This window comes from Janthinobacterium sp. GW822-FHT07A03 (assembly GCF_058798815.1).
On record NZ_JBXAKW010000001.1, the window covers coordinates 1,193,957 to 1,217,588 of the forward strand.

The following is a 23,632-nucleotide window of genomic DNA, read 5'->3' on the forward strand; positions in this document are numbered from 1 at the left end:
CGTGGCATTTTTTGCTTACAAGGCGCGCAATGCCAGCGGCGAACTGCTGACCGGCGTGATGGAGGGCGCGGACAGCGGCGCCGTGGCCGATCAGTTGTTTTCCACGGGCGCGACGCCGGTGGAAATCCTGGTGACCAAAAAGGCCGCCACCACCGGCGCCGATATCGGCTGGTGGCAACGGCTGACGGAGAAAAAAGTCAGCTCGATGGACGTGCAATTGTTCAGCCGCCAGCTGTACACCCTGCTCAAGGCGGGCGTGCCCATCATGCGCGGCCTGGCCGGCCTGCAGGAGTCCGCCATCAGCCCCGCGTTCGGCCGCGTCATCAAGGACGTGCGCGAATCGCTCGATGCGGGGCGCGAGCTGTCGGCCGCCATGGCGCGCCATCCCGCCGTGTTTACGCCGTTTTATCTGTCGATGGTGCGCGTGGGCGAGATGACGGGGCGCCTCGATGAAGTCTTCCTGCGCCTGTTCGACCACCTGGAATTCGACCGCGACATGCGCGCGCGCGTCAAGTCGGCCACGCGCTACCCCAGTTTCGTGATCGTGGCCATGATCATCGCCATGGTCATTGTGAATATGTTCGTGATTCCCCAGTTCGTGAAAGTGTTCGCCACGTTTCACGCCGAACTTCCCTTGATGACGCGCATCCTGATCGCCACGTCGGCCTTCATGGTGGCGTACTGGCCTATGCTGCTGCTACTGACTATCGGCGCGATAGCCGCTTTCCGGGCCTGGCTGCGCACGGTCAGGGGGCGTTACACGTGGGACCGCTACAAGTTGCGTTTTCCCATTGCAGGGAAGATCATCCTGAAAGGCACCATGGCGCGCTTCGCACGCAGCTTCGCCCTGTCGAGCACCAGCGGCGTGCCCATCGTGCAGGCGCTGACGGTGGTGTCGCAAACGGTGGACAATGCGTATCTGTGCGCCCGCGTGGAACAGATGCGCGACGGCGTCGAGCGCGGCGACAGCATCTTGCGCACCTCGGTGACGGCGGGCGTCTTCACGCCGGTGGTGCTGCAGATGATCGCCGTCGGCGAAGAGTCCGGTTCACTCGATGATTTGATGAATGAAATCGCCCAGATGTACGAACGGGAAGTGGATTACGAATTGAAGACCTTGTCCGCGCAGATCGAACCCATCCTGATCGCCTTTCTTGGCGCCATGGTGCTGGTGCTGGCTCTGGGCATCTTCTTGCCGGTGTGGGATCTGGGCAAGGTGGCCCTGCATAAATGAGGCCGCGCATTTTGCCAAAAAACAACAGCGCGGCAGGCAGGGCAGGGCAGACGGGGTTCACCCTGTTTGAACTGGCCGTTGCCGTGTCCGTCATTGCCGTGCTGGCGACCGTGCTGCTGAGCCGACTGGTGGCGGTCCAGCAGGAAGCGGAACGGGTCGCCGTGCAGCAAACGGTGTTGGCGCTGCGCGCGGGTCTGCGCATGAAAGCGCTGGAATTGTATGCGGCTGACCGGCAAAATCAGTTGCCTGCGCTGGCGGGAAAAAACCCCTTCGATTGGCTGGCCGAGAAGCCGCCCAACTATTTGGGGGAATATGCGGCGCCGGAGTTGGAAAAACTTCCCCAAAGACATTGGTTTTTTGATAGAAGTAATGCAGAATTGATATATGTATTAAATCGAAGCAACACTTTCGGCCTTGGCCGTTCCGAGTTGCTTCAATTCAAGGTAAGCTTGCGGCAAGCGTCCGCTACCCGAGCCGAGCCCTCAACCCCGGTGGATGCGCCTGAAGTGGCGTTGATACAGCTTGGTGATGCGGGCGGGCTGAAATAGTTCTTTTATTCTGCCGGCAAATTTTGCCAGCATTGTTTTTTTGATTTTTTGGAGATCAGCATGAAACTGCAGTCAATTCGTCGTTTTCAACAAGGTGGCCAAGCGGGCTTTACGCTGATCGAGTTAGTCGTCGTCATCGTCATCCTGGGCATTCTGGCGGCCACCGCGATTCCCCGCTTTGTCAATCTGTCGGCCGATGCACGCCTGGCGAAAGTCAACGGCGCTCGCGCCACGGTGCAGGCCGCCGCTTCCCTGGCCCATGCGCAATGGCTGGTCAACAATGCTGCCGTCGGCACAATTCCTCCTGTGGTAATGGAAGGTACGACCATCACCATGGCGAACGGTTATCCTGATGCGGCCGGCATCCTGCTGGCGGCCGGTGGCTTGGGCGACTACAATGTCACGGGCACGGCGCCGGTATCGATCGCCGCCGATGCCAACCATCTTGCCTGCGCGTTTACCTATACGCCGGCTACGGCCACTGCCGCGGCGGTCGTGAGTGCTGCGCCTGCCACTCCCTCTCCAAATTGTTAAGGACGTAGTTCCCGCCTGCCGCGGCGGTAATTCGCGCCGCAGGAGATGCGCCTGGCTTGCCAGGCGTTTTTATTCTTCCTGGCATGTTTCAGCCGGCATGCCGCCCATTGCCATAGGTGCGAGTACACGATGCTGTCTCCAGCAGGTTTGATATTTGCCGGGCCTGCCAATCGTGGGCGCCTGCAGCGCGGCTTCACCCTGGTCGAACTGATCGCCGTGCTGGTGGTGGGTGGGCTGCTGGCTGCCGTCGCCGCTCCCCGTTTCTTTCAGCAGGATACTTTTGACGCGCGCAGCTTTGCCGATCAGAACGTGAGCATGCTGCGCTATGCGCAAAAACTGGCGATCGCGCAAAACCGGCCCGTCTTCGTGCAGCTCGACGGCACCCGCATCGCCCTGTGTTTCAATACAGCCTGCGACGCGCCCAACCGCGTCTTGCCGCCCGCTGGCGGCAACAGCGGCCGCAAAGCCACCTTGGCCGCCTGCGCCAATACCACGGCGTGGCTGTGCGAAGCGGCGCCCGGCAATATCAGCTACAGCGTGCCGGCGAATGCCGCCGCCTTTTACTTCAATGCCCTGGGTCGTCCTTTCAAGGCGGGCGACGCCGAGCCCATATCGAGCTTTCCCGCGCGCGTCAGCATCGCCGTCAGCGGCGGCGGCATGACGCGCAACATCATCGTCGAAGGGGAGACTGGCTATGTCCATTACTAGGATAGCCGTCTTGCCGTTGCGCAGGGCAGGGCAGCGCGGCGTGACCCTGATCGAACTGGTCATCTTTATTGTCATTGTCACCATCGCCGTGCTGGGGCTGCTGCAGATTTTCAGCCGCACCACGGCCAGCAGCGCCGACCCGCAATTGCGCAAGCAGGCGCTGGCGCTGGCCGAGGGCATGCTGGAAGAGGTGGCCATGGCGCGCTTCACGTTTTGCGATCCGGTCGCCGATCCGGCCGCAGATGCGGCGACGAATGCCGCGCCGTTCGACAGTGCCACCAATCCCACCGGCTGCATCACGCCGCAGAATGTCAGCGCGACGGTGCCCGCCACGGGGCGGCCTTATTACAATGTCAGCGACTACGTGCGCGCGTTCAATACGCCCGTGAGCTACACGACCGACGCGGCCGGCAACAGCTTTCCTGCGGGCTATGCGGTGAGCGTGGCCATCAGCCCCGATGCGGGACTGGGGCCGGCAGGCGCCACCTTGCCTTCGGGCGCCACGCCCGTCAATATGAATGTGCTGCGCGTCACTGTCACCGTGACTTATGGCACGAATCAGCAACTGGTGCTGGCCGGCTACCGCGTGCGCTACGCAGGAAATGCCGTCCCATGATGACTTTTTTACGCCACCGGCAGCGCGGTTTCACCCTGATTGAACTGATCGTGGTCATCATCATCACGGCCATCGTGGCCGGCATGGTGACGGTATTCATCCGCGCGCCCGTGCAAGGCTACCTGGACGTGGCCGCCCGGGCCGAACTGGCCGATGCCGCCGATATGGCGGCGCGCCGCATCGCGCGCGACGTGCGCCTGGCGCTGCCCAACAGCGTGCGCGTGACGAGCAACGGCAGTGGCAGCTATCTGGAGCTGCTGCTGACGAAGACGGGCGGCCGCTATCTGTCGGAAGACGACAATCTCAGCTTGACGCCGGGCAATGTGCTGGCCTTCGATCCCAGCACGCCGGTCGCCAATGCCAACGTGTTTACCATCGTCGGCGCCGTGCCTGCCGGCTTGCAGACCATCGTGGCCGGCGACTTTATCGTCGTCAATAATCTGGGCGACCAGCCTCCCGTGGATGCCTATAACTGCAGCGGGCAATGCAACCGCGCCCAAGTCGCCTCCATCAGCGGCAACAATGTCACGCTGGCCAATAACCCCTTTGTCGCGCAAACGCCGTCCATGCCTTCCCTCAGCTATCGTTTCCAGGTGGTCAGTACGGTCGTGACCTATCACTGCGCGCCGAATGCGAACGGCACGGGTACGCTGACCCGCTATGCGGGCTATGCGATCCAGCCCGCCCAGCCGGTGAGCGCCACCGCCGCACCGCTCAATAGCGCGCCGTCGGCAGCGTTGATGGCGATGCAGGTCGCCGGCTGCGGTTTTTCTTTCGCAACGCTGCCCAACTTGCAGCGCGGCCTGGTCAGCATCGGCCTGACCCTGGGCGCGCCCGGCAGCAATGCCGGCCAGATCACGCTGGTGCAGCAGGCACAGGTCAATAATTCGCCATGACGATATCCGCTACCGCCACCCCCATGCCGCGCCGCCGCCCGGCGCGCGGCTTCAGCATCATCACCGCCATCTTTCTGCTGGTGGTGCTGTCCGCGCTGGGCGCGGCGCTGGTTTCCATCTCGACCATGCAGCATGCCGAGTCGGCGCTGGACGTGCAGGGGGCGCGCGCCTACCAGGCGGCCCGGGCCGGCATGGAGTGGGGGCTGTCCCAGCAGCGCGTCAATAACAGTTGCGCCGCCAGCAGCAGCTTTGCCTTGCCCGCGGCTGGCGCGCTAAGCGGTTTTTCCGTCACCGTGCGCTGCACGCAGACCGCTGGCGCGGTACCGCGCTTCCAGGTGATCGCCACGGGCTGCAATCAGCCCGTTGGCGGCGTTTGCGCCACCGCCAACGCCACGAATCATCCCGATTACGTGCAGCGCGTCGTGCAGGCGGAGTTCTAGGCAAGGCAAACCAAAGGAGCGACATGCAGGCAGTCACGGCAGTATGGATACATGCACTGGGGCGTCTGGTCTTGCTGGCGATGCTGTGCTGCACCCCGGCACACGCGGTGACGTACGCGAATACCAGTTTTGCCTACAACTGGATCGACGCCAGCAATCATGCCAGGCTCGGCTACAACACCTCGCCGTACAAATTCAATGGCGCCACCGGCTGCGGCACCACGCCGCCCATCCTTGACGACACCCTCAGCGACGCCTTGCCCATCGGATTCAGCTTCATGTATTCGGGCGTGGCCTTCAGCAGCCTGCGCGTGATGACGAATGGCCGGGTGCAGTTCAACAACAACGTCACGTGCGGCTACGGCAGCCCCGTCCAGACGCTGCCCTATCCGGACAGCAGCTTGAACTACACCATGCGCATCTATGGCAACGACCTCGATCCCACCTCGAAGCTGGAATTGCCCACTTACAATACCGCCTGCGCCAGCCGCGCCACCTGCTATGTCAGCTACGCAACCATCGGCACGGCGCCATACCGCAGTTTTGTCGTGACGTGGAATAATGTGCCGGAGTGGACGACGGGCGCCAATCCGACCGGCTCCTACAGCCTGCAATTGATCTTGCAGGAAAACGGCGAATTCATCTACCAGTACGGCGCGGCAGTGGCGGGGCCTTCCGCCAAACTGGGACAGATCGGCTGGCAAGCCGACAGCAACGATTACGACACGCCGCAGACAGGCTTTCCGGTCAGCAATTCGGCCATCAAGTTCTATATTCCCCGCCCCGTGATCGAGTACCGCATGGAGCAGCCCAGCTGGAACAATACGCCTGGGCAAGTTAGCGATTCCAGCGGTAACGGGCGCGACGGCACGGTGCTGGGCGGCGCGCAGACCATCGCCGCCGGCCGCGTCTGCCGTGCCGCCAGCTTTCCCCTCAATACCAGCGCCGCGGCCATCGACGCCATCGACAGCGCCCTGTCCGTGCCCGGCACCATGGGCGGCGCCGGCACCATCACGTTCTGGTACAAGGCCAATACGGCCTGGTCCGGCAGCGGCGCGCGCGATGCGCAGCTGCTCGACGCCACGCAGATGAACAATGAATGGTTTTTTCTTGTGCGGCGCAGCACGGGCGCCTTGCGCTTCGTCGTCACGGATAGCCTGGGCAACCAGCGTACGGTGGAAACGGCCGCCAATACGGTGGCCGCCGGCACCTGGAAGCATATCGCCGTCAGCTGGAGCTTCAATGCGCTTGCCGCCGCCAATAGCGACCACTTGCGCATATACGTCGACGGCGTGCTGCAAAAGGAGACGGCATTTACCACGGCGGCGGTGGTGTCGCCGCGCATCGGGACCTTGTTTATCGGCGACAACCGCAGCGCATTCACGGGGCAGAACGGCAGCGGCAACTCCACCGACGGCGCCATCGACGAATTGCGTGCCTATAATTACGAGGGCGGCCTGGCGCTGGTGCAGCGCGACCAGAATCTCAGCCAGGCAGGCTGCCTGAATCATTATGCGGTGACGAATACGGGCACGGGCCTGACGTGCCAGCAAAGCACGGTGACGGTCACGGCGCATGACGTCAATCACAATAATATCGTGATGCCGAACAACACCACGCAAATCCAGCTGAGTACCTCGAACGGCATCGGCGACTGGGCCCTGATCTCGGGCTATGGCGTGCTTGCCAATGGCGCGCTGAACGACGGCGTGGCGACCTATCTGTTCAACGGCGAGTACCAGGCGGTGTTTGGCCTGAGCAGCGGCACGGCCGCCACCGTCAGCGTGAATGTGACGGATGGGCAGTTCACGGAGCAGGAAGACCAGTCGCTGGTGATCAAGGCGTGCGCGGTGGCGCGCTTCAACGCCTGCGAGGCCACGTCGCCCCGTTGCGTGCCCAGCACCAGCAGCCTGAGCTATGCGCGGCTGAATACCAAGCTGGCCGACACGGCCTTCAAGCTCGACCTGGTCAAGCTGAAGACCGATGCCAGTCTGGAAACGACGTTCGCTGGCGCGGCCACGGTGGATTTGCTGGCCAATACCGCCACCGGCGTGGCGCTGGGGGCGAATAACTGCCCGCTTACCCAGACGGCGGTGATTCCGCTGGGGCTGGTGGCGTTCACGGGCGGCTATTCGAGCACCAACGTGAGCATCCCGGCCACCGCCATCAGCGCCGTGGCGCCCCGGTACAGCGCCTACCGCGACGTGCGCGTGCGCGTCACTTGCACCGCGGCCGTGTGCGGCACCGCCAATGTGGGTTGCTCGACCGACAGTTTTGCGGTGCGGCCACAGCAGTTCACGCTCAGCTCCAATATGAGTAACAGCGGCCTGAGCGGCTCGCCCAGCCTGGCGGCGGGCGCCCAGTTTAGCCTGAGTGCTGCTGCCGCGGCTGGCTATAACGGCACGCCGCTGGTCGACAATTCCGTTGCCGGCCAGAAAATCACCGGTTTCCTCAGTGCCACCGACTACACGGACCGCCTGGCATCGACATCCAACGCCAGCCCGTTCCCGCTGGGGCAGGCGGTGCTGGCCAGCGGCCTGGCCAGCAGCAGCGGCGTGAGCTACGGCGATGTCGGCACCTTCCGCATGCTGCCCGAGGCGGTGCTCGACAATGCCTACACCAGCGTCGACCAGCCCGGCGACTGCGTGATCGGCAGCAGCAGCAATACGGCCGTCAATGGCAAGTTCGGCTGCAATATCGCCAACCAGGCGCAAACTCCGGCGCCCGTCTTCGGCCGCTTTTTTCCTGACCACTATGCGCTTACGGGCGCACTGACCGGCGCCTGCGGCGACTTTACCTACATGGGCCAGCGCGAACTGGGCATCGTGCTGGGCGCGACGGCATTGAGCAATAGCAACCAGATCCTGGCGCGCTATGGCAGCGGCTATCCCGCACTCGCCAGCGTCAGCGTGGGCGCGGCGAATGCCGGCGCGGCGCTGTCCATCGGCCGCCTGGCGCCGGCCTTGCCCGCCTTCGCGTGGAGCCAGGGGCGCAGCGGGCGTTCCTACTCGACGGACGGCGCCGCCTATGCCGCCGGCAGCACGCAAGTGGCGGTGGCCGGCAGCGGCGGCCTGTCGGCGGGGGAACTGATCAAGTTCGGCGGCGACAGCGCCATCTACACGGTGCAGGCCGGCACTGCCGGCGCCGGCACCATTACGCTGGCCGCGCCTGGCTTGCAGCAGGACATTCCAAGCGGCGCGACCGGCATCACGGTACTGCACAGCTTTAACCGGCTGGCCAGCGGCCAGGATGGCCCGTATGAGGATTTTTCGCTGGTGGTGGGCATCAGCGACAGCGATGGCGCGCTCATTTCCAGCGTGAATGGTCTTGCGGTCGCGCCCGCCGCCAGCGTCGCTGTCGGCGATACCCGGCTGCGTCATGGCCGTTTGCGCATCAACAATATGTACGGTTCGGAACAGCGCGCGCTGCTGGTGCCCCTGGCGGCGCAATACTGGAACGGCAGCGCGTTTGCCGCCAATACGCTGGACAATTGCACGGCCCTGCTGCGCAAGAATTTCGTCTTGAACAATTACCTCAACCTGACGGACGCCCAGTTGCCGGCCGCCACCACCTTGCCGTCCGACAGTGGCTTGCTGCAGCAGGGCAGCGGCAGCGTGCTGATGGCCAAGCCCGCCGCGCCAGTGACGAAAAAGGGCACGCTCACGCTGCAGTCGCTGATTCCCTACTTGCCGGGACAGGCGCGCGAGACCATCGGCACGTTCAAGAGCGACTTCATGCTGTACACGCGCGAAATATATTGAAGGGCGCGCGATTTTTCGGGGTAGCGTGACATTCGTGGTGTTTTCCTGAAAATATGTTGTCAATTGTTTCTTTTTTAACCTGTTCTTACCTGCTATGAATTAAAATTGATTGAATGCATCATTCGGGCGGCACCGCTGTCGTAGCATTTCATTATCTGGATCGGTGGCATGGGTTTATTCGCAAAAGCAAAAAAACACGAGGGTTGGCTGGCGACATCATTTTCGGCGGAAGGTGTGTGCGCCGCCGTGGTCAAACGGCGTGCGGACGACAAGCCGCTGGTGCAGGCGGCGGTCATGTATGCCGGCCGCAAGCCGTTGCCTGCGGCCACCCTGGAAAAAATGAACCGGGACGTGCATGCCCAGTCTTACCGCAGCACCACCTTGCTCGGTGCGGGCGAGTATCAGTTGCTGATGATCGACGCGCCGAACGTGCCGCCGGAAGAGCTCAAGACTGCCGTCCGCTGGCGCCTGAAGGACATGATCGACTTTCCGGCGGCGGATGCCACCGTCGATGTCGTCGATATTCCTGGCGACAAGAACGGACCGGGCCGCGCGCAATCGCTGTTCGCCGTCGCGGCGCGCAACAGCGCCGTATCCCAGCGCCAGGCGCTGTATGGCGAATGCAAGATTGCCCTGTCGGTCATCGATATCCCGGAAATGGCCCAGCGAAATATCGCCGGCTTGATGGAGACGCAGGGCCGCGGCCTGGCCATGCTGTCTTTCGATGGCGAAGGAGGGCTGCTGACCGTGACGTCCGATGGCGAACTGTACCTGGCGCGCCGCATCGACGTGACCGTGGCGCAGCTGGCCGAGACCGGCGACACCCAGCGGCAGCAGTATTACGACAAGATTACGCTGGAACTGCAGCGTTCCTTTGACCATTTCGACCGTCAATTCCATTTTATTACCGTTGCCAGGCTGGTGCTCGCGCCCACTGGCAGCGATGGTCTGCATGCTTACCTTGCGGACAATCTGTACATGCCGGTCGAGGCGCTGGACCTGGCGGACCTGTTTGATTTTTCCAAGGTGCCGGATCTGCTGGCCGCTGGCGGCCAGGCGCGCTTTTTCCTGGCCCTGGGTGCGGCCCTGCGGCAGGAGGAGATGCCAGCGTGAGCCAGCAAATCAATCTATTCAACCCTGCCTTTGAAAAACAGAAGCAGGCGCTGTCGGCAGTGGGCATGCTGCAGGGGCTGGGGCTGATCGCCGCCGTCAGTGCCGTGCTGGTCTGGTATGGCGCGCACCAGGTGGCTACGCTGGAGCAGGCAGCGGCCGATGCCAAGCTCATGCTCGACGCGCGCGAGGCGCGGCGCACGGACGTGTTTGCACGGTTTCCCGTGCCCGGCAAGGACCCGCTGATCGCGGGCGCGCTGCGCCAGGCCGAAGCCGACCGCAGCGCCTTGCTGGAAGCCGGGCAGATTCTGCAGGGCGGCGAACTGGGCAATACAAACGGCTATGCCGACTATTTCCGCGCGTTTGCGCGCGCCAGGGTCAATGGCTTGTGGCTGACGGGCGCGAGCATCGCCGGCGCCGGCAGCGAGATCGGCTTGCAGGGGCGGGTCGTGCAGCCGGATTTGCTGCCGCAGTACATCCTCGCCTTGTCCCGGGAGCCGGCCTTGCAGGGAAAATCGTTCGCGCGCCTGGATATGGCCAGCGCCCAGCTTGCTGCGCAGACTGCCTCGCCGGCGCCGGCCGCTGTGCCGGCGTTGCCGGGCGTTGCGCCGGCCGCTGCCGTGGCAGCACCGGCGCCGCGCTTTATCGAATTCAGTTTGCAATCGTCGGCGGCCCCGGCCAGCGGCGCAGGGACGGTTAAAGAATGAAACAGCAATGGCAAAAATTTGCCCTGAAGTTTGATGCGCTCAGCGTGCGGGAACGGGCCATGGTCTTTGGTGCCAGTGCGGCGCTGCTGATTTTCATGGTCTTCTATCTGTTCGTCGATCCGCAGTCAGCCAGGCGCAAGGCGCTGACCGATACAATTGCCCAGCGGCAGCAGGCCGTCGCGGCCACCGATGTTGAGGTGTCGCAAAGGATGGCCGCGCATGCGGGCGACCCTGACCAGCAGGACCGCGTCCGGCTCGAACGGATCAGGCAGGAAGTGCAGCAGAGGCGGCATGCCTTGCAGTCGACGCAAAATGGCCTGGTGGCGCCGGAGCGCATCGTGCCGATGCTGCAGCAGTTGCTGAAACAGCAGGCCAACCTGCGCCTGGTGTCGCTGACCACGCTGCCTTCCGGCGCCATGGGACAGGGCGGCCATGTGGCCGCAAAGCCGGCGGTGCCGGCGTCCGCAGCTGCCGCCGTTCCCGCGCCTGCCGGGCAAGCGCCAGCGGAGTCCGAGCCGGCGAAGTCGCCTGCCGTGCTGTACCGTCATGGCGTGGAAATTGTCTTGCGCGGAAATTACCTGGATATGGTGAATTATATGAATGCCGTAGAGGCCATGCCTGCCCATGTGTTTTGGGGCAAGGTCAACATGAAAGTCGAGCAGTATCCGAATGCCACGCTGAGCCTGACCTTGTACACGCTCAGCCTGGACGAAAAATGGATCGCCCTGTGATGCGCGCCGGTTGCCGTGCCGCCCTTGCGGGCGCGCTGCTGGCGCTGGCGCCAGGGGCATTTGCCCAGCTGTCCGATCCCACGCGGCCGCCCGATGCGGCGCCCGTCCAGGGCAGTGCGGCGTCTGCCGGCGCGGCGCGGCCGCAGCTGCAATCGGTGCTGATTTCGAATCAGTCCGGCGGGCGGCGCCTGGCCGTGATCGACGGCCGCAGCGTGCGCGCGGGCGACAATGTGGGCGGCGCAGTCGTCGTCGGCATCGGCGAGGCGAGCGTGACGTTGCGGCGCGGCAAGACCCTGGAAACGCTGCGGCTGTATCCGAAGGCGGTCGATGCGAATGATGCAATGCATGTGCGAAGGAAACAGGTTCATGTCACCCAATAAACACAAGGCGGGAATGCGGAAGATACTTGAAATAAGCAAGCGGGCGGGCGTCCTGGGACTTGCAGCGGGTTTGTGCGCCTGCAACGTCGCGCCTGTAAAGCGCGACACCTACAATGCGATCAAGGAGCAGGTGGCGGGCGCAGCGGCCACCACCAGTCCTGCGGCGCAGTCGGCGGCCGTGGAAAACGCGCTGCTGCCGCCGGCGTCCGCGCTGGCCGCGCAGTTGCCCAAGGCGCGCGGCGTGCTCGACGAGCGCTTTAACGTCGCCTTCAATAACGTCCCGGCGCGCCAGTTCTTTCACTCGCTCGTCAACGGCACGCGTTACAACATGCTCGTGCATCCTGATGTGCAGGGCAATATTTCCGCCAACCTGAAAGATGTGACCCTGTTCGAGGCGCTCGACGCCGTACGCGAGCTGTATGGCTATGATTACAAGGTCGACGGCACGCGCATTACGATACGCCCGCTCACCATGCAAACCCGCATGTTCCAGGTCAACTATCTGACGGGCAACCGCAAGGGCATGTCGAACCTGCGCGTTTCCTCGACGTCGGTAGCGAACGCCGGTACCAGCACCAGCGGCCAGAGCGGGAGCAACGGCAACCAGCAGGCGCAGCAGAACCTGCCGCAGCAGCCGGGCCAGTCGGGCCAGCAAGTGGTGCAGGACAGTTCCAATCTGAGCACCACGTCCGACAGCAATTTCTGGGCCGAACTGAAAGACTCGCTGGGCGCCATCATCGGCGGCACGGCCGATGGCCGCAAGGTGGTGATCAGCCCGCAGTCCGGCGTCGTCGTCGTGCGCGGCATGCCCGATGAGCTGCGTGCCGTTGATCTGTACCTGAAGGCAACGCAGCTGTCGGTAGACCGCCAGGTGATCCTGGAAGCCAAGATTCTCGAAGTGGAATTGAACGATAATTTCCAGACCGGCATCAACTGGGCGTCGTTCGCCTCGATCAAGAGCGGCCACACGAACCGCATTTCGACGGGCTTCATCCAGCCGGGCGGCACCCTGGCGCCGCTGCCGTTCAACGGCGGCCAGCCGCCGAACATGACGAATGGCAGCGGCTTGACGGCCAGCAGCGGTTTTGGCCTCAGTTCGGCGGCGAATGCGGCCGGCTCGATGTTCGGCCTGGCTTTCCAGACGGCCAATTTCGCCGCCATGATTTCCTTCCTGGAGTCGCAGGGGGCCGTGCACGTGCTGTCGAGTCCGCGCATCGCCACCATGAACAACCAGAAGGCCGTGCTGAAGATAGGCACGGACGAATTCTTCGTCACGGGCGTGAGCACCACCGTGACCTCCACCGGCACCACGGGCGGCACCACCTCCAGCCCGAATGTCACCCTGCAGCCTTTCTTTTCCGGCGTGGTGCTGGACGTGACGCCGCAGATCGACGAGCAGGGCAACATCATCCTGCACGTGCATCCGTCCGTCAGCCAGGTGACCACCGTCAACAAGCAGATCGACCTGGGCAGCGCGGGCTCGCTGAAGCTGCCGCTGGCCGCGTCCAGCACGTCCGAAATGGACAGCATGGTGCGCAGCCAGGATGGGCGCATCGTCGCCATCGGCGGCCTGATGCGCCAGGCCACCACCTCTGACCGTTCGCAAGTGCCGGGCGCGGGCGACATTCCCGTGCTGGGCGCGCTGTTCCGCAACACGGGCCAGGTGATCCAGAAGCGCGAGCTGGTGGTGCTGATCAAGCCCACCATCGTCGAAGGCGCCAGCAGCTGGAACGAGGACTTGCTCGATTCCGGCAGGCGCATCGAGGCGCTCGACCCGCGCCGGCCGTCGGAGCAGCGCTAAATGTACCAGGCCCATTTCGGCTTGCGCGAGGCGCCGTTCGGCCTCACGCCCGATACCAGTTTCTTCTTCAACGGCCCGCAGTCGCAAAAGGCGCTCAACACCTTGCTGGTGGCGGCGCGCAATGGCGAGGGCTTCATCAAGATCACTGGCGAAGTGGGCACGGGTAAAACTTTTCTTTGCCGCAAGTTCATGCAGTCGCTGGGGCCGGACTTCGTCACGGCCTACATCCCGAACCCGAATCTGCCGCCCCGTTCGCTGATCCTGGCCCTTGCCGACGATCTTGACGTATTGCTGGAGAAAGATGCTGATCAGCATCAATTGCTCAAGTCCCTCAACTTGCGTCTGCTCAACCTGGCTGCGCAAGGCAAGCGCGTCCTGCTGTGCCTGGACGAAGCCCAGGCGATTCCCGTCGACAGCCTCGAAGCGCTGCGCCTGCTGACGAACCTGGAAACGGAAAAGCGCAAGCTGCTGCAGATCGTGCTGTTCGGCCAGCCGGAGCTGGACGTCAAGCTGGCCCTGCCGGAGATCCGCCAGCTGGCGCAGCGCATCACCTTTCACTATCACCTGGGACCGCTGTCGCGCGACGACGTGGATTTTTATGTGGCGCACCGTTTGCGCGTGGCCGGTTTCGACGGCGCGCGCCTGTTCAGCCGTGGCGGCGTGGCCCGCCTGTACAAGGCGTCCGGCGGCATTCCCCGCCTGATCAACATCATGGCGCACAAGGCGCTGATGGTGGCGTATGGGGAAGGGCGGCAACAGGTCAGCGGCCGCCACGTGGGGCTGGCCGCCAGCGATACCCTGGCCAGCCAGCCGCGCCGTTTCTGGCAACGGCCATGGCCGTGGCTGGCCGGCGCCGGCGTGCTGGCCGCCTGCGGCGTGAGCTGGACTTTATTGAACCGATGACGAAGATGAGCCTGTAGATGAGCCTGATTAACAAGATGTTGCAAGACCTCGACGCGCGCGGCACCCCCGATGGACGCGGCGACGCGGCCGGCATCCGCTCCGTGCCTGAACGCGAGCGGGGCGTCTCGCGCGCGCTCGTTTTCGGCGGTGCGGCCGGCCTGACGGCGGTGGCCATCGCCCTGGGCTGGGTCTACCTGAAGCGGCCGGCGGTGCCGCCCGTGCTGGTGAATGTGGCCAGCAACCCGGTTCCGGCGCCTGTGCCGGTACCCGTTCCAGTGCCCGTTCCAGTGCCTGTCGCCGTAGCGCCTGCGCCGGTGGTGTCCGCCCCGGCGGTAGAGCCCGAACCCGTGTCCCAGGCCGGGCAGCCCGCCCCGGCGCCCGCCAGGGCGCGGACCGCCGAAGTGCGGCGCATCATGGAAAAACCCGCCAAGCCTGCCGCTGCGCCCGTGCTGAAAACGCCGGTGCCGGCTGCCAGCGAGCGCATCATTGACGGAAAACAAGTCACGCCGCAGCAGCGCGTGGAGAATGAATACCGGCGCGCGCTGGCCCAGTTGCAGGACGGCCGCGTCTCCGACGCCATGCTGGCCTTGCAGCAGACCCTGCAGCTGGACCCGCGCCACCAGGGCGCGCGCGAAACCCTGGTGCGCCTGCTGCTCGAAGCGCAGCGCCCCGACGAAGCTGCGCGCCAGTTGCAGCTAAGCCTGGCGCTGGACCCGAAACAGCCGGCGCAAGCGATGATGCTGGCCCGTTTGCAGCTGGACAAGGCCAACGGCGGCGCGGCCGCCCTCGACACCTTGACGCGCAGCTTGCCGTACGCCGCCGACAACGGCGAATACCACGCCTTCCTGGCCGGCGTGCTGCAGCGCGAGCAGCGCTACCGCGAAGCGTCCGAGCACTACCAGCAGGCCCTGCAGGCGGTACCCGACAACAGCGTCTGGTGGATGGGCCTGGGCATCTCCTTGCAAGCCGACAATCACCCGGCCCAGGCGCGCCAGGCGTTCGAGCGCGCCAAGAGCTTGCAAACCCTGTCGCCCCAGCTGCAGGCCTTTGTCGAGCGCAAGCTGGTGCAGTTGACGGCGGCTGCGGCGAAGTAACGTTTGCCTTAATGAAAGAAACCAGTTTGAAACCTGTCAGCCTCGTCATTGCCCTGTGTGTGCTTGCCAACAACGCATTGGCCGCCCCCGCCAGCGCTCCCGCCAGCTACGTTCTTGAGAATACCGAAGTGCGCGACATCCGCGCGCAAGGATTGAAGCGCGACTACCAGCTCTATGTCGCCTTGCCCGACTCCTATCGGCAGGGAAATAAACGCTATCCAGTACTGTTCGTCGTCGATGCCAATTATGCGTTTCCCGTCGTGCGCAATATCGCGCAGCGCCTGAACAAGCATGCGGGAATGGAAGAAGTGGTGGTGGTCGGCCTGTCGTACGCCAACGGCGATGGCGGCGTGTACAGCCGCCGCCGCGACTACACGCCCACCACGCCGCGCAAGCACGATTACCGCTCGGACATGCCGGGGCGCCAACCGGCGTTCGGCGAAGCGAAGGCGTATGGCCAGTTCGTCTCGGGCGAGGTGTTTCCCTTCATCGCACAGCACTATCGCGTCGACATGCAGCGCAAGGTGTTTATCGGCCATTCCTACGGCAGCCTGCTGGGCCTGCAATTGCTGCTGACGGAACCGCGTACCTTCGAGCACTACATCCTCGGCAGCCCCTCGCTGTGGTACGACGCCGGCGTCATGTTCGACCGCGAGCAGGCGTATGCGGGCAGCCACAAGGACTTGCCCGCGTCCGTATTCTTCGGCATCGGCGGCCTGGAAAAATTGTCAGCAGGAAAGAAGCGTTCGCGTGCGGAGGAAGACGCCGACATGGTGGCCGACTTGCGCGAGTTCGACGGCAAGCTGAAATCGCGCAAGTTTCCCGGCCTGAAGACCCGCCTGCGCGTGTTCGCGGACGAAGACCACGCGAGCGTGTTTCCCTTTGTGCTCACGCATGGCTTGCGGGCCTACCTGAAATCCTCGAATTGAAACCGGTTTCACTGGAAGTAATAAGCCAACCCGGGATATCCCCATGAAAACTCCAGATGCCGGCAAAAAAATGGCTTCGTCACTGATGATGCTGGCGCTCTCCTTCTTGTTGACCATCCCGACGTTCGTGTATGCGCAGCTTGGCGATAATGCACGTGCGGAAAAGACAGATGGCTACGCCGCTGAAATTGACAGATTGATCCAGACAACAAGTCCAAGAAGTTTTAATGGCGTCATTCTCATCACGAAAAATGGCAAGACGACATATTCAAAAGCCTTTGGGTATGCGGATGTGGAAAACAAAATACCATTGAGGCTGGAGGATAATTTCCGGATCATGTCGAATAGCAAGCAGGTTACGGCCGTGCTGATGTTGAGGGAAGTTGAAAAAGGCAACATCGATTTGCACAGTCCCGTCAGAAAATATTTGCCCGATTTGCCGCAGGCCTGGGCCGACGAGGTGACGGTGCATCAACTGCTGAACTTTTCGGCGGGAATCACTGACATTGACAAGCCGCTGAGCTTCAAGCCCGGAACGGGCTTCCTGTATGGGGTGACGACCTACACCATGCTGGGCACTATTTTTGAAAAAGTCAGCGGGAAAACGTATATCGAGGCGGCCAATGACTTGTTCAAGGAACTGGGAATGCACAACAGTTTTTGCTATGAAGAAAACAAGAAGAATAACGTTATCAAGGCTTATGTCAATTCAAACAATGTGTTGGAGTTGAAGGAGCATCCCGTTCAGGGCGCAGGCTGGCTCGGTTTTATTCCGGCTGGAGGGATCGTTTCCAATGCAAAGGATTTGGCTGTCTGGGATGATAAGCTTCACAACGGAAAGATCTTAAAACCGACAAGCTATAAACTGATGACTGACTACACCATATCCAGCCAGCATGTTGCTTTCGGAACTGAAGACGTAGGATATGGCTACGGTGTGTATGTGAGCGATAAAACACCCGTAAAATACATCGGGCACTCTGGGAAGGGATTGGGATTTGCATCGGTCAAGGTATATTTTCCTGAAAAAAATGTTGATGTTGTCGTCCTGGAAAATCAGTTCAGCGAAGATAGCGCGCTGCATTACTATTATGAAATAAAAATAAGGGAAATAGTGATGAATAGCAATCTTGTGAGGTAGTCAGATTGCTCTGGCATCAGCAGTGCCGAAGGTTGCGGCTGCCGGCCACCCGGATGCGGGCATGTTGTCGCGGCCGGCCGTGTGCGAAAAACAATAGCGCCGAAGCGGCAATGTCCGCAGCGCCCTTGCGCTCCCGGACTGCCGCAAGCGCTCATCGATAAGGTCAGATTGCATGCGTACATTGAATGAATTACTCGATAGCGAAGACCCGGCATTTCCCCTGATCAGGCAATGGGCCGACGAGGCCGACTTGCCGGTGGAATTGCTGCCACCCTCGGCCGGCAGGGAGGATGTGCTGCTGAGCCTGCAGGTCACCACGCGCTCTCCCCTGGGGGCGATAGCCTATGAAACGGGAGGCATCCTGGTGGATGACGGCTGGCTGCGCATACTGGGGTCGGGACATGCCAGGCTGGGCCGGGATATCGCTGCCTGGAACAAAGGAAAGGCCGACGGTTTTCTGCTGGTCGCCGACGACGTGCTGGGCGGATTTTTTGCCATCAATGGCGGCGCACTCGGGGACGATCAGGGCAATATGTATTACCTGGCTCCCGAGACGCTGGAGTGGGAAGCGCTGGAGATCGGCTTCACGACGTTTGTCCAATGGGCCTTTACCAGCCAGTTACGGCAGTTTTACGGCCGCCAGCCTGGCGACGCGGAGGACTTTGACGAATTGCCCGAATTGCCCTTGCCCGGCGAGCTATGCCTGAATTTTTATCCATTCCTGTGGACGCAAGAGGGTTCCCTCAAGACCAGTTCGCGGCGCGCCATTGCCGTGGAAGAGCAGTGGGCGCTCAACCTTGATCTGCAACAGAAGTTGCCCGACGCGCGCTGAGGCAGGGCTTGCGGGCATATCTGAAAGCATCGCCATGCGCATCCCGAGGCGGTGGAATGGCATTTCAATCCACCAATCCAGCGGTTTGTCGCAATGGCATGCTACAGAAATGGGCAAGGCGATAGCATGCAGTGGGCTTTCTCGTGAGGCGAGGCCCGCAAGCGGGTGTCCGATGCTGACGGTAGCGCAGTCATCAACGGACGCTTCCCAATGACCATGACCAGGATGAACACGCATGAAATTGACCTTTCCACATGTCCTTTCCACCTGCCTGCTTGGCAGCTTGGGCGTTATCGGTAGTGCGAACGCGGCGCCCGCCGACGCCGAACTGGTGGCTTTGGTGCAGCGCCATGCGCAGGCCCAGAGCAGCTTCGATCAAGCCGCCTTGAAAGCCATCACGGCCGAGAATTATGTGGAAATATCGCCGGTCGGCGAGGTGGACGGCCGTGAAAAGATGCTGTCCTTCTATGCGCCGGAGCAGAAGCGGCCGGGTCCTCAAGTCCAGGTCGATGAACCGGCGGTGCGCCTCCTTGGCGATACGGCGCTCATCTCGGCCCGGCTGTCCTACCGGCTCAATCAGGAAGGGGCGGCCCGCACCTTCGCCATGCGCGCCGGGTATGTCGCCCGGCTTGTCGACAAGCAATGGCTGCTCGTCAGCGCTCAGTACACGGGCATTCGTCCGCCTAAACCGTGAAGTAACACTGTGTGGCGCTGGCCCCGGCGTCATCCGGACAGACTAGAGCCGCGCCTCATCGCCCCAGACATGCCGCATGCTGAAGTGTACGCCGGCATCGTCTTCATGCAGCGACGAGACGATGGCGAACTGGCTGTCGCCCGTGTCGCGCGGCGTCATCCGCGATAGTTCGGCGGCGGCCAGCGGCGCGCCCAGCGGGTCGCTGAGCGGGTGCACGTGGGCGGCGCCCCGTTGCGTGACGACGCCCAGTTCGCCGCTGCGCAGGCGCACCAGCGTGCCGGGCGGATATTTGCCCAGCAAATTGACGAACTGCTCGCCCAGCAGCGGGTCGATGGGCAGGTTCTGGTCGAGGAAGATATGCTGCAGCGCCTGGTCGGGCACGATGGAGCGCCGGTAGTTGCGCGCCGAGACGCGGGCGCAATAGCGGTCGGCCAGGCCGATCAGCTTGGCATTCTGCAGGATTTCATCGGCCGTGCGCCCCTGCGGGTAGCCGCTGCCGTCATCGTTTTCATGGTGCAAGAGCACACAGCTCAGCCATTCCTCGTCGTCGACGCCGGCGCAGCGCAGCAATTCCGTGCTTTCCTGCGGATGCAGACGCACGATGCGCATTTCGTCGTCGTTCAGGGGGCCGCGCCGGTCCTGGAAACTGTCGTGGTGGCGCAGCATGCCCACGTTCATCGTCAGCGCGGCCGCGCCGATCAATAAGAGTTCATCGTGGGACTTGTGCATGCTGCGGCCCACCAGCATGGCCAGCAGCGCCGTTTCGATGCAGTGGCGCACGGCGTAGCTGCCCGCGATCTGGTTGAGCAGGATGCTGGCCAGGGCGATGTCGGCATCGTGTTCGAGCGCGCGCAGCAGTTCGCGGGCGATGTCGCGCACGTCGCGCTCGGCATTGTTTTCGCTGCGCAAGGCCAGCAGCAGGCGCTCCAGGCGCTGCGCCGCTTCATTGAGCAAGCGCAAGACGGATGGCTGGTCGGGCGTGCCCACATACAGGCCCAGCTGCATCAGCCTCCCCAGCTGCGCGCCGTCCGTGATGATCTGCCCCTTGCGCAGTTGCGGGCCGGCACTATGGTCAGCCAGAAACAGATCCCAGGGCAGGGGTTCGCCGGGAACCAGGTCGGCCGGGCCGATGCGACGCTGTACCATGCTGTCATCCTTTGCTCCGCCGGGGCGGAGAAGTACTGTCGTTAAATGCTGCGCAGGCGCTCGAGCGCCAGGCGCAAGGTCTCGTCCTGCTTGGCAAAGCAGAAGCGCACGATGCCCGATTCCTTGCCCTGCGCGTAAAACGCGGACACGGGGATGGCGGCCACCTTGATTTCCGCCGTCAGCCATTCGGCGAACTGCGCTTCGGTCTCTTGCGAAATGGCATCGTAGCGCACGCACTGGAAATACGTGCCGTCGGCCGGCAGCAGGGTAAAGCGGCTGCCCGCCAGGCCGTCGCGGAACAAATCGCGCTTGCGCTGGTAAAACGCGGGCAAGTCCAGGTACGGCTGCGGGTCGGCCATGTAACCGGCGATGCCGTGCTGCATGGGCGTGTTGACGGTAAACACGTTGTACTGGTGCACCTTGCGAAATTCCACCGTCAGGGCCGCGGGCGCCGCCACATAGCCCACTTTCCAGCCCGTGACGTGATACGTCTTGCCGAAGCTGGAGACGATGAAGCTGCGCGCCGCCAGTTCCGGATGGCGGGCGAGCGACTCATGGCGCACGCCGTCGTACACCATGTGCTCGTAGACTTCATCGGACAAAATCAGGATTTGCGTGCCGCGCACGATGTCGGCCAGCGCCGCCACGTCGGCCGGGCGCAGGATCGTGCCCGTCGGGTTATGCGGCGTATTGATGATGATCAAGCGCGTCTTGCTGCTGACGGCGGCAGCGAGCTTGTCCCACGGCACGCTGTAGCCCGCCTCTCCCACTTGCATGGCCACCAGCACGGGCACGCCGCCGGCCAGCGCGATGGCGGGCAGGTAGCTGTCGTAGGCCGGTTCGATGACGATGACTTCGTCGCCCGGGTGCACGCAGCACAAAATCGCCGTCGTCAGCGCCTGCGTGGCGCCGGCCGTGACGGTGATTTCCGTGCCCGCATCGTAGGCGTGGCCGTACAGGCTGGCGATCTTCGCGGCGATGGCTTCGCGCAGGGGCGCTGCGCCCGTCATCATCGGATACTGGTTGTGGCCGGCGCGCATGGCGTCGCTGACCCGTTCGACCAGTGCCGGGTCGCAATCGAAGTCGGGAAAGCCCTGGCCCAGGTTGACGGCGCCATGCTGGGCCGCCAGGCTGGACATGCGGGTAAACACGGTGGTGCCCACCAGAGGCAGGCGGGTGGTCAGGGTGGGAGTCAGGTGGGGCAGGGACGGGCTGTTCATGAACGGTAGGGCCGCGGTGCGGAAAGTGGAATCGTTTCCCATTCTAGCGCAGCGCGCCCTGTCGCGTGCGGGGCTTTGGCGGCTCAGCCCGGCAACGTCCAGCCTTCCGGCACCATGATCCTGAACATGCCGGCCTTGGCCGTCTTGCGGGCCAGTTTCAGCAGGGCCTTGTCCTTGGTGATGAGGATATCGGCGTTGGCGTCGCGCGCCAGTTCGAGGAATTTCTGGTCATCCTTGTCCGTGCAGACGGGCAGGCGCACGCCGGAGACGGGCGGCGCCACGACGCTGATGTGGGCGTCGAAGCGGGCGGCGGCAATGGCGCGGCTGGCTTCGTCGAGGGGCAGATGTTTATAATGCAATACGACAAGATATTCCGCGCGGCAATCTTCGCGCGTGATGGCGTGCACGGCGCCGCTTTCCATGGCCGCCAGCAGGCCCGCCCAGCGCGGGTCGTTGAAGACGAACAGGTCGAGGCAAACGTTGGTGTCGAGGACGAGTTTTTGTGGAGCAGGTATCATGTCGGCAATTCTATTCTGTAGTGATAATTTATGTTGATCGTGCTTTCGCCCGCCAAGAGTCTCGACCTGGAGACGCCGCCAACAACCTCGTTGCACAGCACCCCCGATTTTCTCGACCATTCCGCCCAGCTCATAGCCCGCATGCGCCAGTTCTCGCCCGCCGAAGTGGGCAGCCTGATGGGTATTTCCGATGCCTTGTCCGCCCTGAACGTGGCCCGCTACGCGTCCTGGACCCCCAAGCTCGACGACGCGCACCAGGCCATCATGGCCTTCAATGGCGACGTGTACGCCGGTTTCGAGGCGCGCAGCCTGCAGCCGGCCCAGCTCGACTATGCCCAGTCGCGCGTGCGCATTTTATCGGGCCTGTACGGCTTGCTGCGCCCGCTGGACCTGATCCACCCGCACCGCCTGGAAATGGGCACGCGCCTGTCGACCGCGCGCGGCAAGGATTTGTATGCGTTCTGGGGCGACACCATCACCAACGGCCTGAACCGCGCGGCGAAGGAGCAGGGCGCAAAGGTACTGGTAAATCTTGCTTCTGAAGAATATTTCAAATCCGTCAAGCCGCGCCAGCTGGACGTGCCCGTCATCGCGCCCGTGTTCGAGGACTGGAAGAACGGCAAATATAAAATCATCTCGTTCTACGCCAAGCGCGCGCGCGGCATGCTGGCCCGCTATGCGGCCGTCCACAATATCCGCGATCCGCAGCAGCTGAAGCAGTTCGACGTCGATGGCTACGCGTATGTGCCGGAAGCGTCGAACGACACCAGCTGGGTGTTCCGGCGCAAGGTCGGCGAATAAGTAAAAAACCGGAGCAAGCTCCGGTTTTTTCATTTTACTGCCAGAATTTCCACCACTTGCGTTCCTTGTTCACCCCTTCCGGGCTGAGGAATGCCGTGTTCGGGTAGTTCTTGGTCAGCACGCGCAAGGTATCGTCGCGCAGGTCGGTCAAGCCCAGCTTGTCGTACGAGCGGTACATGATGAACAGCGCTTCTTCGATGGCCGGCGAGGCGGCGAAGTCGTTCACCGTCGTTTGCGCGCGGTTGGCGGCGGCCAGGTAGGCGCCGCGGCGGTAGTAATAGCGCGCCACGTGCACTTCGTATTTCGCCATGGCATCGATCAAATAGTTCATGCGGGCCAGCGAATCGGGCGCATATTTGCTATTTGGAAACTTGTCGACCAGTTGCTTGAAGGCGGCAAACGCTTCGCGCGTGGCTTTCGGATCGCGCTCGGTCGGGTCTTGCTCGTACAGGAAGTTCAGGAAGCTGATCTGGTCGTTAAAGCTGATCAGGCCCCGCAAGTAGTACATATAATCCACATTGGCGTGGTTCGGATGCAACTTGATGAAGCGTTCGACGGCGGCCAGTGCCTGAGCCTGGTCTCCCGACTTATAATACGCGTAAGCGATCTCCATCTGCGCTTGCAGAGCATAGTTGCCGAAAGGATAGTTAGCCTCCAGCTTCTGGAACAGGCCGATTGCAGCTTCATAGTGCTGCCCGGCCATTTCTTCACGCGCCTCCGAGTATAATTTCGTAACGGACCAGTTTTTGGTCTCATCCACTTTTTCAGGCAACAAGCTGCAAGCGGACATGCCGAGCAGAACGACTGAAGCGACTACCAACGATAATTTTTTTTGCATGACGTTTTGCAAGAAGGTTTTAACCAAGATTTTACAATAGGCTGATTATA

General features: G+C 62.7%; 24 protein-coding genes. 20 read left to right on the top strand and 4 right to left on the bottom strand.

Features of this window, described 5'->3' with window-relative positions:
- Position 1: 1 nt before the first annotated feature.
- The 19 genes from AC1RJW_RS05395 (at position 2) to AC1RJW_RS05485 (ending at position 19,059) form a co-directional block, all read left to right on the top strand.
- Positions 2-1,234 (top strand): type II secretion system F family protein, encoded by a 1,233-nt coding sequence (locus tag AC1RJW_RS05395; protein ID WP_493044069.1) that lies wholly within the window; start codon positions 2-4, stop codon positions 1,232-1,234.
- Positions 1,231-1,782, top strand: coding sequence for a type IV pilin protein (locus AC1RJW_RS05400; protein WP_493044071.1), 552 nt, complete (start codon positions 1,231-1,233; stop codon positions 1,780-1,782). Before AC1RJW_RS05395 ends, AC1RJW_RS05400 begins: the two co-directional genes overlap by 4 nt.
- Positions 1,783-1,842: 60 nt before the next feature.
- Positions 1,843-2,316: a type II secretion system protein gene (locus tag AC1RJW_RS05405; RefSeq protein WP_493044073.1), complete on the top strand. Its 474-nt coding sequence runs from the start codon at positions 1,843-1,845 to the stop codon at positions 2,314-2,316.
- A gap of 129 nt (positions 2,317-2,445) precedes the next feature.
- On the top strand, positions 2,446-3,024 hold the full coding sequence (locus AC1RJW_RS05410) for a pilus assembly FimT family protein (RefSeq protein ID WP_493044075.1): 579 nt from the start codon (positions 2,446-2,448) through the stop codon (positions 3,022-3,024).
- Positions 3,011-3,640: a prepilin-type N-terminal cleavage/methylation domain-containing protein gene (locus AC1RJW_RS05415; protein ID WP_493044077.1), complete on the top strand. Its 630-nt coding sequence runs from the start codon at positions 3,011-3,013 to the stop codon at positions 3,638-3,640. The genes AC1RJW_RS05410 and AC1RJW_RS05415 overlap by 14 nt, the downstream gene beginning before the upstream one ends.
- On the top strand, positions 3,637-4,536 hold the full coding sequence (locus AC1RJW_RS05420; protein ID WP_493044079.1) for a prepilin-type N-terminal cleavage/methylation domain-containing protein: 900 nt from the start codon (positions 3,637-3,639) through the stop codon (positions 4,534-4,536). The genes AC1RJW_RS05415 and AC1RJW_RS05420 overlap by 4 nt, the downstream gene beginning before the upstream one ends.
- The gene (locus AC1RJW_RS05425; RefSeq protein WP_326459733.1) at positions 4,533-4,976 is read left to right on the top strand and encodes an agglutinin biogenesis protein MshP; all 444 of its coding nucleotides are present in this window, start codon (positions 4,533-4,535) and stop codon (positions 4,974-4,976) included. The genes AC1RJW_RS05420 and AC1RJW_RS05425 overlap by 4 nt, the downstream gene beginning before the upstream one ends.
- 23 nt (positions 4,977-4,999) lie before the next feature.
- A complete protein-coding gene (locus tag AC1RJW_RS05430; protein WP_493044081.1) occupies positions 5,000-8,737 on the top strand; it encodes a LamG-like jellyroll fold domain-containing protein in 3,738 nt (1,245 codons plus the stop codon).
- A gap of 168 nt (positions 8,738-8,905) precedes the next feature.
- Complete coding sequence (pilM, locus tag AC1RJW_RS05435) at positions 8,906-9,850, top strand: type IV pilus biogenesis protein PilM (RefSeq protein ID WP_493044083.1); 945 nt, start codon at positions 8,906-8,908, stop codon at positions 9,848-9,850.
- On the top strand, positions 9,847-10,554 hold the full coding sequence (locus AC1RJW_RS05440; protein WP_493044085.1) for an MSHA biogenesis protein MshA: 708 nt from the start codon (positions 9,847-9,849) through the stop codon (positions 10,552-10,554). Before pilM ends, AC1RJW_RS05440 begins: the two co-directional genes overlap by 4 nt.
- Entirely contained in the window at positions 10,551-11,285 is a 735-nt protein-coding gene (locus tag AC1RJW_RS05445; RefSeq protein WP_493044087.1) for a type II secretion system protein M, read from the top strand. Before AC1RJW_RS05440 ends, AC1RJW_RS05445 begins: the two co-directional genes overlap by 4 nt.
- A complete protein-coding gene (locus AC1RJW_RS05450; protein WP_493044089.1) occupies positions 11,270-11,665 on the top strand; it encodes an MSHA biogenesis protein MshK in 396 nt (131 codons plus the stop codon). Before AC1RJW_RS05445 ends, AC1RJW_RS05450 begins: the two co-directional genes overlap by 16 nt.
- Before the next feature lie 13 nt (positions 11,666-11,678).
- Entirely contained in the window at positions 11,679-13,466 is a 1,788-nt protein-coding gene (gene mshL / locus AC1RJW_RS05455; RefSeq protein WP_493044091.1) for a pilus (MSHA type) biogenesis protein MshL, read from the top strand.
- Positions 13,467-14,369 (top strand): ExeA family protein, encoded by a 903-nt coding sequence (locus tag AC1RJW_RS05460; RefSeq protein WP_493044093.1) that lies wholly within the window; start codon positions 13,467-13,469, stop codon positions 14,367-14,369.
- Between the two features lie 17 nt (positions 14,370-14,386).
- The gene (locus AC1RJW_RS05465) at positions 14,387-15,463 is read left to right on the top strand and encodes a tetratricopeptide repeat protein (protein ID WP_493044095.1); all 1,077 of its coding nucleotides are present in this window, start codon (positions 14,387-14,389) and stop codon (positions 15,461-15,463) included.
- Positions 15,464-15,474: 11 nt separating this feature from the next.
- Positions 15,475-16,392 carry an alpha/beta hydrolase gene (locus tag AC1RJW_RS05470; RefSeq protein WP_493044097.1) on the top strand — a complete coding sequence of 306 codons (918 nt, stop codon included), beginning with the start codon at positions 15,475-15,477 and terminating at the stop codon, positions 16,390-16,392.
- Between the two features lie 43 nt (positions 16,393-16,435).
- On the top strand, positions 16,436-17,533 hold the full coding sequence (locus tag AC1RJW_RS05475; RefSeq protein ID WP_493044099.1) for a serine hydrolase domain-containing protein: 1,098 nt from the start codon (positions 16,436-16,438) through the stop codon (positions 17,531-17,533).
- 172 nt (positions 17,534-17,705) lie between these two features.
- A complete protein-coding gene (locus tag AC1RJW_RS05480) occupies positions 17,706-18,365 on the top strand; it encodes a DUF2625 family protein (RefSeq protein WP_493044101.1) in 660 nt (219 codons plus the stop codon).
- A 235-nt stretch (positions 18,366-18,600) separates the two neighbouring features.
- Positions 18,601-19,059 carry a nuclear transport factor 2 family protein gene (locus AC1RJW_RS05485; protein WP_493044103.1) on the top strand — a complete coding sequence of 153 codons (459 nt, stop codon included), beginning with the start codon at positions 18,601-18,603 and terminating at the stop codon, positions 19,057-19,059.
- A 42-nt stretch (positions 19,060-19,101) separates the two neighbouring features.
- Here AC1RJW_RS05485 and AC1RJW_RS05490 read toward each other — a convergent pair whose 3' ends face one another.
- The 3 genes from AC1RJW_RS05490 to AC1RJW_RS05500 form a co-directional block, all read right to left on the bottom strand.
- Positions 19,102-20,205 (bottom strand): HD-GYP domain-containing protein, encoded by a 1,104-nt coding sequence (locus tag AC1RJW_RS05490; RefSeq protein ID WP_493044105.1) that lies wholly within the window; start codon positions 20,203-20,205, stop codon positions 19,102-19,104.
- 41 nt (positions 20,206-20,246) lie between these two features.
- Positions 20,247-21,425: a pyridoxal phosphate-dependent aminotransferase gene (locus tag AC1RJW_RS05495; protein ID WP_493044107.1), complete on the bottom strand. Its 1,179-nt coding sequence runs from the start codon at positions 21,423-21,425 to the stop codon at positions 20,247-20,249.
- 83 nt (positions 21,426-21,508) lie between these two features.
- A complete protein-coding gene (locus AC1RJW_RS05500; protein WP_493044108.1) occupies positions 21,509-21,943 on the bottom strand; it encodes a putative toxin-antitoxin system toxin component, PIN family in 435 nt (144 codons plus the stop codon).
- 30 nt (positions 21,944-21,973) lie between these two features.
- Between AC1RJW_RS05500 and yaaA the strand changes: the two genes are divergently transcribed.
- The gene (yaaA, locus tag AC1RJW_RS05505; protein ID WP_493044109.1) at positions 21,974-22,744 is read left to right on the top strand and encodes a peroxide stress protein YaaA; all 771 of its coding nucleotides are present in this window, start codon (positions 21,974-21,976) and stop codon (positions 22,742-22,744) included.
- Positions 22,745-22,778: 34 nt separating this feature from the next.
- Here the strand turns inward: yaaA and AC1RJW_RS05510 are convergent, their stop codons facing one another.
- A complete protein-coding gene (locus tag AC1RJW_RS05510) occupies positions 22,779-23,582 on the bottom strand; it encodes an outer membrane protein assembly factor BamD (protein ID WP_493044110.1) in 804 nt (267 codons plus the stop codon).
- Positions 23,583-23,632 lie beyond the last annotated feature (50 nt).